Annotated in this window: 10 protein-coding genes; 6 read left to right on the top strand and 4 right to left on the bottom strand. The window is 74.7% G+C overall.

Features of this window, described 5'->3' with window-relative positions; genetic code table 11:
* The 5 genes from E4P40_RS28335 to E4P40_RS23300 form a co-directional block, all read left to right on the top strand.
* Nucleotides 1-528, top strand: a 528-nt coding sequence (locus tag E4P40_RS28335) for a hypothetical protein (RefSeq protein ID WP_167762355.1), incomplete at its 5' end; no start/stop codon positions are given.
* Between the two features lie 153 nt (nt 529-681).
* Nucleotides 682-1,002 carry a GNAT family N-acetyltransferase gene (locus tag E4P40_RS23315; RefSeq protein WP_135160766.1) on the top strand — a complete coding sequence of 107 codons (321 nt, stop codon included), beginning with the start codon at nt 682-684 and terminating at the stop codon, nt 1,000-1,002.
* 45 nt (nt 1,003-1,047) lie between these two features.
* Nucleotides 1,048-2,412, top strand: a complete 1,365-nt coding sequence (locus tag E4P40_RS23310) for a deoxyribodipyrimidine photo-lyase (protein ID WP_135160765.1) — start codon at nt 1,048-1,050, stop codon at nt 2,410-2,412.
* Between the two features lie 24 nt (nt 2,413-2,436).
* Nucleotides 2,437-3,246: a DNA-formamidopyrimidine glycosylase family protein gene (locus E4P40_RS23305; protein WP_135160764.1), complete on the top strand. Its 810-nt coding sequence runs from the start codon at nt 2,437-2,439 to the stop codon at nt 3,244-3,246.
* Between the two features lie 70 nt (nt 3,247-3,316).
* Complete coding sequence (locus tag E4P40_RS23300; protein ID WP_135160763.1) at nt 3,317-4,132, top strand: hypothetical protein; 816 nt, start codon at nt 3,317-3,319, stop codon at nt 4,130-4,132.
* A gap of 1 nt (nt 4,133) precedes the next feature.
* Here the strand turns inward: E4P40_RS23300 and E4P40_RS23295 are convergent, their stop codons facing one another.
* A complete protein-coding gene (locus E4P40_RS23295; protein WP_135160762.1) occupies nt 4,134-4,442 on the bottom strand; it encodes a putative quinol monooxygenase in 309 nt (102 codons plus the stop codon).
* 81 nt (nt 4,443-4,523) lie between these two features.
* On the opposite strand from E4P40_RS23295, the gene E4P40_RS23290 reads away from it, so the two are divergent.
* Nucleotides 4,524-5,924 carry an NAD(P)-binding protein gene (locus E4P40_RS23290; RefSeq protein WP_245160541.1) on the top strand — a complete coding sequence of 467 codons (1,401 nt, stop codon included), beginning with the start codon at nt 4,524-4,526 and terminating at the stop codon, nt 5,922-5,924.
* On the opposite strand, the gene E4P40_RS23285 is transcribed toward E4P40_RS23290, so the two are convergent.
* The 3 genes from E4P40_RS23285 to E4P40_RS23275 all read right to left on the bottom strand — a co-directional run.
* On the bottom strand, nt 5,925-7,004 hold the full coding sequence (locus E4P40_RS23285; protein ID WP_135160760.1) for an inositol monophosphatase family protein: 1,080 nt from the start codon (nt 7,002-7,004) through the stop codon (nt 5,925-5,927).
* Nucleotides 6,997-9,816: a phosphoenolpyruvate carboxylase gene (ppc, locus tag E4P40_RS23280; protein WP_135160759.1), complete on the bottom strand. Its 2,820-nt coding sequence runs from the start codon at nt 9,814-9,816 to the stop codon at nt 6,997-6,999. Before ppc ends, E4P40_RS23285 begins: the two co-directional genes overlap by 8 nt.
* A gap of 49 nt (nt 9,817-9,865) precedes the next feature.
* Nucleotides 9,866-10,519, bottom strand: a 654-nt coding sequence (locus E4P40_RS23275) for a tetratricopeptide repeat protein (protein WP_135160758.1), incomplete at its 5' end; no start/stop codon positions are given.

Raw genomic sequence — 10,519 nt, 5'->3', positions numbered from 1 at the left:
CTCGGCGTCGACCTGCAGGCGCTGAACTACGCCACCCTGGACGCCCTGCGGGCGTGGGCACCCGTCCTCGCGACCCCGATGGGCGCAACCCGCTACCGCTTCTCCGAGGAGCAGGGCACGCCGGCCCTACAGGTCGTCTCCCAGACAGGGACGAGCGAGGGCCTGCCGAGTCGCTACCTCAGCAGGACGCCGCCCTCCGGGTCGAAGCGACGGGTCCTGCAGACGCGGGTGCCGCGGCTCATCCGGGGCGCGTTCGACGGTCGTCTCGTGCTGCTGGTGCCCGAGGTGGCGGGTTCGGATACGACCGGCCTCACGCTCCTCCACGTGTCGACGGTCCCCAGCTCCGCGCCCGAGACCCTGTTGCGGGCCCTGCGGGTGGGCGGCCGCGAGCAGGACCTGTCGGCCGCGCTGGCCGAGCGCGGGCATTCCCTGGACCTGACCGGGCTGGGGCCGGATCCCGTCGAACTGCTGCTCACCTCCTCGGTCGAGCACCTCGTCGAGAGGCTCAGCTCCGAGCGCGCCGCGTAGACGCTCCGCACACGTCGATTCGCGGTCCGGGGAACAACCGCCACACCCGACTCGTCACCAGGAGGTACGGCCATGGGCGGTGTTCGGGGTTACCGTGCGGGTACACGTCAAGGCCCAGCAATGGCGCCGGGGGACGACGGAAGGACGGCAACGATGGACACGAAGGTGGTGGACGTCCCTGAGAAGGGACGCTTCGAGGTCAGGGTCGGCGACCGCGTCGTCGGCCTGGCCAGCTATCACGTCGACGGGACCACGATGACCCTCCCGCACACCGAGGTCGACCCCAGCATGGGCGGCCGCGGGATCGGGACGGCGCTCGTCGCAGGCGTCCTCGACGCAGCCCGGGAGCGCGGTCTGACCGTCCTCCCCTACTGCTCCTTCGTCCGGCACTACATCCAGCAGCATCCCGAGCACATCGACCTCGTCGCCCCCTCCGACCGGCCGCACTTCGGCCTGGAGACCGCGGCCCGCTGACCTGCGGGATCTGCGGGTGCCGCCCGGGCTGCCTACGCTCCGCAGGTGCCGACGTCGCTGCTGTGGTTCCGCCGCGACCTCCGCCTCTCCGACCATCCCGCCCTGCTCGCCGCGATCGACGCCGCGGGCCGGGACGGCGCCGTCCTGCCGGTCTTCGTGTTCGATCCCCGGCTCTGGGAGCCCTCGGGCGCCCCCCGCCGCCGGTTCCTGCTCGACTGCCTCGCCCACCTGCGGACGGCGACCGGTGACGCGCTCGTGCTGCGGCACGGGAGCCCCGCCGAGGTCCTGCCCGGTCTGGTCCGCGAGGTCGGCGCCACGAGCGTGCACATCTCGGCCGACGCCGGGCCGTACGGGCGGCGACGCGACGGTGCGGTCGAGCAGGCGCTCGGCGACGTCCCCCTCGTGCGGACCGGGTCCCCGTACGCCGTGACGCCAGGCCGGGTCACGAAGAGCGACGGCAGCCGGTTCACGGTCTTCACCCCGTTCGCGCGCGCCTGGCGCCACCACGGGTGGCGGGGCCCGGCCGCGAGGCCCGACGCGCCACCGTGGCTCGCCGGCGTCCCCTCCGACGACCTGCCGGCCGGACCCGACCTCGGCGGCGTACAGCTGCCGCCGGCCGGCGAGGCGGCCGCGCAGCAGGCCTGGCAGTCGTTCCGCGACGAGCGGCTGCCGGGCTACGAGGCGACCCGGAACCTGCCCGGCACCGACGGCACGAGCCGGCTGTCGGCCTACCTCAAGTACGGCTGCCTGCACCCCCGCACGCTGCTGGCGGACCTCGCCGAGGCAGACGGCGAGGCCGTCCGCCGCTACACCACCGAGCTCGCCTGGCGGGAGTTCTACGCCGACGTCGTCTGGCACCGGCCGGAGTCCACCCGGGAGGCGTTGGACCCGCGCACGGGCGCCATCGAGGTCGACGGCGGCCCGGAGGCCGACGCGCACTTCACCGCCTGGGCGCAGGGCCGCACCGGCTTCCCGATCGTCGACGCGGGGATGCGCCAGCTCCTCGGCGAGGCCTACGTGCACAACCGGGTGCGCATGGTCGTCGCGTCGTTCCTCGTCAAGGACCTGCACCTGCCGTGGCAGCGGGGGGCCCGCCACTTCCTGCAGCACCTGGTCGACGGCGACCTCGCCAGCAACAACCACGGCTGGCAGTGGGTCGCCGGCACCGGCACCGACGCCTCGCCGTACTACCGGGTCTTCAACCCGACGCGCCAGGGCAAGGAGTTCGACCCCGACGGCGCCTACGTCCGCCGCTGGGTGCCGGAACTGCGCGACGTCCCCACGAAGCTCGTGCACGAGCCGTGGCTCGCCCCGGACGGCCCGCCGCCGGGCTACCCCGAGCCGATCGTGGACCACGCGGCCGAGCGGCTGGTCGCGCTCGACCGCTACGAACAGGCCCGGTCCCGGTGACCCGGCCGGAACTCCGGAGGACCGGTGCCTGAGGGGCACACCCTGTACCGCCTGGCCCGCGAGCAGTCGGAGCTGTTCGCGGGGCGACCGGTGAACGTCACCAGTCCGCAGGGGCGCTTCGAGGCCGGCGCAGCCCTGCTCGACGGCCGGGTGCTCGAGGACGTGTCCTCCTACGGCAAGCACCTGTTCGCCGACTTCGGCGGCGACACCCTGCACGTGCACCTCGGCCTCTACGGCTCCTTCACCACCGGCACCGGGCCCCCGCCGCCGGCCAGGGGCGCGCTGCGGATGCGGTGGGAGGCCGACGGGCCGGCCGGGATCGGTGTGTGGACCGACCTGCGCGGACCGACGGCGTGCGAGGTGCTGACGGCTCCGGAGGTCCGGTCGATCCTGGCGCGCCTGGGGCCCGACCCCCTCCGCCCGCGCGCGGACGGCCGGGTCGCGCACCGGCGGATCGGCGCCAGCCGGACGGCGATCGGCGCACTGCTGATGGACCAGTCCGTGCTGGCGGGCGTCGGCAACGTCTACCGGGCCGAGCTGCTGTTCCGGCACGGGGTCTCGCCGTTCCGCCCGGGCCGGTCCGTGGACGAGGTCCTGTGGGGCAGGATGTGGGCCGACCTCGTCACCCTCATGCGCGCCGGGGTGCGGATGGGCCGGATCGTGACGACCCGTCCGGAGGACCGGTCCCGCCGCCGCGGTGCCGTACAGCGCGACGACGCGCACTACGTGTACCGGCGCACCGGGTTGCCGTGCCGGATCTGCGGGTCGGAGGTCTGCACCGACGTGATGGCGGGCAGGAACCTGTACTGGTGCCCGGTCTGCCAGGCACACTGACCGCGAGGTCACTGATGACTTCCGCTTCGGCCCACCCTGTTCGCGGCGCGCGCGTGTACCTTCGCCGCCGATGACCCGTGCGCTGCGCTCCGTGGTCGTCGTCGTCCTCACGCTGGCGGCGGCGCTCCTCGCCGCGCCCGGGATCGCGTCGGCGGCACCGACGACGGTCGGCTACGACGTGTCGTACCCGCAGTGCGGCTCCTCCCTCCCGCGCGACCGCGCTTTCGCGGTCATCGGCGTCAACGGCGGCCTGTCGACGCGGGCCAACCCCTGCCTGAGCGCCCAGCTCACCTGGGCCTGGGGCTCCTCCGGCGCTGTGCGCAGCCAGCCGGTTGCCCAGCTCTACCTGAACACCGCGAACCCCGGTCAGCTGCTCGGTCAGGTCACCACCTGGCCGAGGACCGGCGCGACCCCCTACGGCCTGTGCGACGGCACCAACTCGTCGGCGTGCTCGTGGCAGTACGGCTGGGAGCGCGCGCAGAACAGCATCGTCTCGTTCTTCACGCCCGCCGCCCGCGAGGCCCGGGTCGACGGCACCCCGGCCCGGTACACCTGGTGGCTCGACGTCGAGACGATGAACAGCTGGCAGACCGGCTCCGCCGACGCGCTGGCGCGCAACCGGGCGACGCTGGAGGGGATGACCGCCCACCTCGTCGCGAGCGGCGCCCGGGTCGGCATCTACTCGACCAACCAGCAGTGGGCGCAGATCGTCGGCTCGGTGCCGGCCACCAGCAACCTCGCCGGCCGCGACAGCTGGCTCGCGGGCTCCACCAGCCTGGACGGGGCGCGCGCCGCCTGCCGGAAGCCGCCGCTGGTCCCCGGGGGCCGCGTGACGCTGACGCAGTACGTCCAGAACAACCTGGACCGCAACTTCTCCTGCGTCTGACCTAGAGCGCGCCCTTCCCGGGCTCGCCGGCCGGGACCGCGGACAGCCGGCGGACCTCCGGGGCGGCGGCCAGCTTGCCGGCCAGGACGCCGCCCAGCGTCGTGAGCGCGTCGGCCTTCCCGTGCACCCGCAGCGCGTCGGCGTCCGCCCAGCGCTCGACCATCACGAACCCGACGTCGTCCTCGTGCACGGCGTACAGCTCGCACCCGGGTTCCGCGTGGACCGCGGGCACCGCGGCGAGCAGCGCCTCCCGGACCGCGTCCAGGTGCTCGGGCAGCGGGGTGATCGTGGCGACGACGACGACGGGCACGAGGGCCTCCTGGGACGGCGATTGCAGCGGATCGGGCCCGTGATCTGGTGCAACGGGCCCGGCGGGGTGAGGATGCCAGTCGTGTCCCTCGACGGTTCGACCTCTCCCCCGTCGGCGGACCGCCCGCTCCGCGTCGCCGTCGTGGGCGCCGGGCCGGCGGGCATCTACGCCGCCGAGGCCCTCACCCGGCAGGACGCCGTCCCGGTCGCCGTCGACCTGATCGACCGGCTGCCGACCCCATTCGGCCTGGTGCGGCACGGCATCGCGCCCGACCACCCGAAGATGCGGGCCATCCGCGACACCCTCCACCGGGCCCTCGAGGACCCGCTCGTGCGGTTCGTCGGGAACGTCGACGTCGGCGTGGACATCTCCCTCGAGGAGCTGCGCCGGCACGTCGACGCGGTCATCTACACCTACGGCGCCTCGGTCGACCGGCACCTCGGCATCGAGGGCGAGGACCTGCCCGGCAGCCTGGCCGCGACCGATCTCGTCGCCTGGTACACCGGCCACCCCGACGCCCCGCGGGAGCGCGTCGAGGCGGCGCTGGCCGGGGTTCGGTCGGTCGTCGTGGTGGGCGTCGGCAACGTGGCCCTGGACGTCGGCCGCGTCCTGGCCCGCACCGCCCCCGAGCTCGAGTCGACCGACATGCCGCAGCACGTGCTCGACGTGCTCGCCGCGATGCCGGTCGAGGAGGTCACGATCCTCGGCCGGCGCGGTCCCGCACAGGCCAGCTTCACGACCCAGGAGCTGCGCGAGCTCGGCGAGCTCGAGGGCGCGGACGTCCTGGTGGACGCGGCCGACCTCGAACTCGACCCCGGCAGCGAGGCGCGGGCGGCCACGGACCGCAACGTCACCCGCAACCTCGCGGTCCTCCGGGGTTGGGTCGACCACGAGCCCACCCCGGGCCGCGCCCGCGTGCACCTGCGGTTCTTCGGCCGGCCGGTGCGGCTCCTGGGCGAGGACCGGGTCGCGGGCGTGGAGGTCGAGCGCACCGCCGTGGACGGCGACGGCCGGGTGATGGGCACCGGCGAGCTCAGCGTGCTGCCCGCCGATCTCGTCGTCCGTTCCGTCGGTTACCGCGGGCTGCCGCTGCCCGGGCTGCCGGTGGACGAGCGCTCCGGCACCGTGCCCAACGAGGAGGGGCGCGTGCAGCGCGACGGCCGGACGTCGATCGGCGAGTACGTCGCGGGCTGGATCAAGCGGGGACCCAGCGGCGTCGTCGGCACGAACAAGCACGACGCACGCGAGACCGTCGCCGGGCTGCTCGCCGACGCCGCCGAGGGGGTGCTGCGGACGGAGGGACCGGTCGGTGACCTGGTGGAGGAGCTCATCTCCCGGGGCGCCGAGCCGGTACTGCTCGACGACTGGCGGGCGATCGACGCGGCAGAGATCGCGCTCGGCGCCACGAAGGGCCGGGCCAGGACCACGATGCACGAGCGGGAGTCGCTGCTCGCCGCCGTGCGGGCGGCCGCCGCCCGCTGATCAGCCGGCGACGGCGGCCAGCAGCTCGAGCGCGGCCGCGGCGGTGGGTGCGGCCACGAAGCGGATCTTCGTGGTGGTGTCGGGGTGCAGCACGAGCGGTTCGCCGTCCGGGGTGAGCGCGGCCCCGCCCGCGGCGAACAGCACGGCCAGCCCGCCGGCGACGTCGTGCACGCGGGTGCCGCTGCGGTCGACGTCGTGCCAGGCCGCGGCCGAGCCGTCCGCGACCAGGCACAGGTCGAGCGCGGTGCAGCCGCTGATCCGCACCCGCCGGGCCGTCGAGGGGACGACGACGGTGCCACTTCCGGGGGCGCTCGGCACCACGACGGTGCTGCCGGGCCGGGGCCGCACCGGGACGCCGTCCCGCCACGCGCCGGCGTCCTCGGCGGCTTCCCACCGGCGCCCGGAGGACAGGTCGGCGACCAGCCCCGCGACCGGCCGTCCCGCGGTGACCAGCGCGGCGGAGAAGGCCCAGGGCGGCATCCCCGCGGAGAAATTGCCGGTGCCGTCGAGCGGGTCCAGCACCATCCACGGTGCACCCTCGTCGACCGGGCGGTCCGGGCGTTCCTCGCTGAGCACCGGCACGCCGAGCTGCCGGAGCACCCCCGCCGCGGCGGCATGGGCGGCCTCGTCGGCGGCGACGACCGGGCTGCCGTCGCGCTTCGTGCGCTCCCCACCCGCGTCGCGTGCCAGGGCGACGGCGATCTCCACCCGGGTGGCGGCGAGTGCGGCGAGGTGCCGGAAGCGGTCGGTCAGCGGCGCGTCATCCGCCGGCGGGCGGACCGCCACCGACCGGCCCGTGGAGGCGTGGCACACGGAGTCGCACCCCCACGCCGCCGCGGTCGCCTGCACGCTCGGGTGCTCGAGATGGACCCCGGCACGGTGCAGCACCACGGCCTCGGCGGTCCCGTCGCCCGCCCACTGACGGCGCAGCAACGCGGCGTTGCCCGCCCCGTCGGCGAGCAGCCGGGTGCCGGGCTCGACCAGGGCGGGCGCCAGCGCCGCCGCGGGCAGGCTGAGCCGCTCCGCCGCCGCGGTCAGCCCGGCGGTGGAGACCACCGGCCGCAGCTCGGGATCACCCACTGTTGCGCAGGGCGGTCGCGATGCCGTTGATCGTCAGCTGGATGTTGCGGCGGGTGAGCTCGTCGTCGTCACCGCCGCGGCGCCGGCGCAGCATCTCCACCTGCAGGTGGTGCAGCGGCTCCAGGTACGGGAAGCGGTTGCGGATCGAGCGGGCCAGCGACGGGTTGTCGGCGAGCAGCTCGTCGTCCCCCGTGATCGCCAGCAGCATCCGGCAGGTGCGCTCGTGCTCGGCGGTGATCTGGTCGAACACCCGCGCCCGCAGGTCCTCGTCCGGCACCAGCTCCGCGTAGCGCGCGGCGAGGCCGAGGTCGGTCTTGGCCAGCACCATGCCCATGTTCGAGAGCACGGTGCGGAAGAACGGCCAGGTCCGGTGCAGCTCCTGCAGGTGGGCGAGCTTGTCGTCGTCGCCGTCGACCCATGACTCCAGTGCCGTCCCCGTGCCGAACCAGCCGGGCAGCATGATGCGTGCCTGCGACCAGCTGAACACCCACGGGATCGCGCGCAGGTCGGCGATGGAGTTGCCCGCCTTGCGCGACGGCGGCCGGCTGCCGATGTTCAGCTCGCCCAGCTCGCTGATCGGCGTCGCGGCGCGGAACCACTCCACGAAGCCGGGGGTGTCGTGCACCAGCGCCCGGTAGGCCCGCTGCGCGCGGGCGGCCAGGTCGTCGAGCAGCGCGTAGGCCGGTTCGGCGTCGTCCCCGAGCCCCTCGATGTCGAGCAGGCTCGCCTCGAGGGTGGCCGCGACGAGGGCCTCGAGGTTGCGGCGGGCGAGGTCGGGGTCGGCGTACTTGGCGGCGATGACCTCGCCCTGCTCGGTGATCCGCAGTGCCCCGGCGACGGCGCCCGGCGGTTGGGCGCGGATCGCCTCGTAGCTCGGGCCGCCCCCGCGCCCGACGGTGCCGCCCCGACCGTGGAACAGCCGCAGCCGGATGCCCTCGCTGCGGGACACCTCGACGAGGTCGAGCTCGGCCCGGTACAGCGCCCAGTTGGCGGCGAGGTAGCCGCCGTCCTTGTTGCTGTCGGAGTAGCCGAGCATGACCTCCTGGACGTCGCCCCTCGACGCCAGCAGCGCGCGGTACAGCGGCTGGTCGAGCATCGCCGACAGCGTGGTGCCGGCGGCCTTGAGGTCGTCGATGGTCTCGAAGAGCGGCGAGATGCCGACGGACGAGGTCGGCCCTGGGTGGGCGGGAGAGGACGCGGCGCCCGGGTCCAGCAGGCCGACCTCCTTGAGCAGGATCGCGACCTCGAGGACGTCGCTGACCGACTCGCACATGCTGATCACGTAGTTCGGGATGGTCCGCGGGCCGAGCAGGGCCACCTGCTCCGCGGCGGCCAGCAGGACGTCGAGCTCGCCCCGCGTCGTCTCGGAGAGCTCGGCCTCCGGCCGCACGAGGGGACGGCGCATCCTGAGCTCGCCGGACAGCAGCTCGACCCGGGCCGCCTCGTCCAGCGCGGTGTAGTCCTCGCAGACGCCGGCCCAGCTGAGCAGCTCGGCGATCACCACCTCGTGGACGGCGGAGTTCTGCCGCATGTCCAGCCCGCACAGGTGGAACCCGAAGACCTCGACGGCCTCCCGCAGCCGGCGCAGGCGGTCGTCGGCGAGGGAGCCGGCGCCGTGGGTGCGCAGCGAGGCGTCGACGACGTCGAGGTCGGCCCGCAGCTCGTCGGGCGACCCGTACGCGGGCAGCTCGTGCTCGGGGGCGGTGCCGGGCGAGCGGCCCAGCACGGCGCGGGCGGTCGCGGTCAGGCGGGCGTAGATGCCGATCAGCGCCCGGCGGTACGGCTCGTCGGCGCGGAACGGGGAGTCGTCCCGGGAGGCCTCGGCGAGGCGGTACAGCTCCGGCGTCGGCGTGACCAGCCGGTCGGACATCGACAGCTCGGCGCCGAGCGCCTGCAGCTCCGCCAGGTGGTGGCTCAGCGCGGTCTCGGCCTGCCGGCTGGTGGCGCGCTTGAGCGCGTCCGCGGTGACGAAGGGGTTGCCGTCGCGGTCGCCGCCGATCCAGCTGCCGGGCAGCAGCATCGGGCGGGAGAGCAGGCCGGCGTCGGGCCAGCGTTCGTTCAGGGCACTGCGCAGCTCGGCGTTGATGGCCGGCACGACCTCGAACAGGGAGAGGTCGTAGTAGCGCAGCGCCTCGTCGATCTCGTCCTGCAGCCGCAGGCGGGACAGCCGCAGCAGCGCCGTCTGCCAGAGGGTGAGCACCGAGCGCCACAGCTCCGCCGACCACCGGTCGTCGTCGATCTCGCCGCTGGCGGCCCGGTCCCGCTGCCGGATGAGGTCGGTGATGTGCCGCTGGACCTGCGAGATGGTCCGGCGGCGCACCTCGGTCGGGTGGGCGGTGACGACCGGGCAGACCAGGGCGCCGGTCAGCTCGCGGGCGACGGCGTCGGCCTCGAGGCCGGCCTGGTCCAGCAGCGCCATCGTGGCGGCGAGGCTGCCGGCCTGCGGCGGCGAACCCTCGCGACGGTGGAACCGGCGGCGGCGCTCGTGGTGGATGTCCTCGGCCAGGTTGGCCAGCACGGAGAAGTGGCTGAAGGCCCGGATGAGGTGGTTGGAGGAGCGGATGTCCAGGCTGGAGAGCTGCTTCGCGAGCTGGGCCCGGTCGACCTCCGAGCGGCGGATCTTGAACGCCTCGACGCGGGTGGACTCCACCCGGTCGAGCACGTCCTGCCCGGCCTGCGAGCCGATGACCTCGCCGAGGACACGACCGAGCAGGCGGATGTCGTCGCGGAGGGGCGCGTCGTCGGCGCGACCGGCCGCATCGGGATTCCCGGAGTGGCGGAGGTCGGCGACGTCCACGGTGGCTTCGGACACGGGCCGAGTATCCGGCTCCCGTGTAACGGGCACGCTACGGCCCCGTCCTTCAGCCGCGTTCGAGCTCCCGGAGGGCGTCGGCCGCAAGCTGGTCGCCGGCGGCGGCGCCGAGGCGGAACTGCTCGACGGCGCCGTCGAAGTCACCGCGCTCGGCCAGCAGGACGGCGAGGTTGTGGTGGCAGTAGGCCTCGCCCGCGGCGATCCCCCCGCGGTAGGCCTCCTCCGCCGCCTCGTCGTCCGCCATCTCGTCGGCGTAGAAGTTGCCGAGCGGCAGCCAGGCCACGGCCTCGCCCAGCTTGGCGCCCTTCTCGAGCACGAACCGGGCCTCGTCGGGGCGGCCGGTCTCGCGGAGCAGGTGGGCGAGGTCCGCGCGGGCGGCCGGGAAGTGGTCGGCCCCGATGCGCAGATCCGGCTCGAGCGAGGGGTCGAGGGTGGCGCACCACCGCCAGCAGGCGACGACGGCCGCGGCCTCCTGGTCACCCATCGCGGCGATCTCCATGGCGACGTCCATGGCTGCCTGCCGCTCACCCTGCTCGCGGAGGAGGAAGGCCAGCTGCAGCCCGCCCTCGAGGTCACCCGCCTCGACCGCGCCCCGGTAGGCGCGCATGGCGCCGGCGAGGTCGCCGAGGTCCTCGAGGACCTTGCCGAGGTTGCGCCACGCGTCGGGCTCGCCGGCGTCGAGCGCGACCTCGTAGGCCTCGAC

The organism is Blastococcus sp. CT_GayMR20, assembly GCF_004570345.1.
The sequence above is the reverse complement of the archived record's forward strand: the minus strand, read 5'-3'. Positions and strand labels throughout refer to the sequence as shown.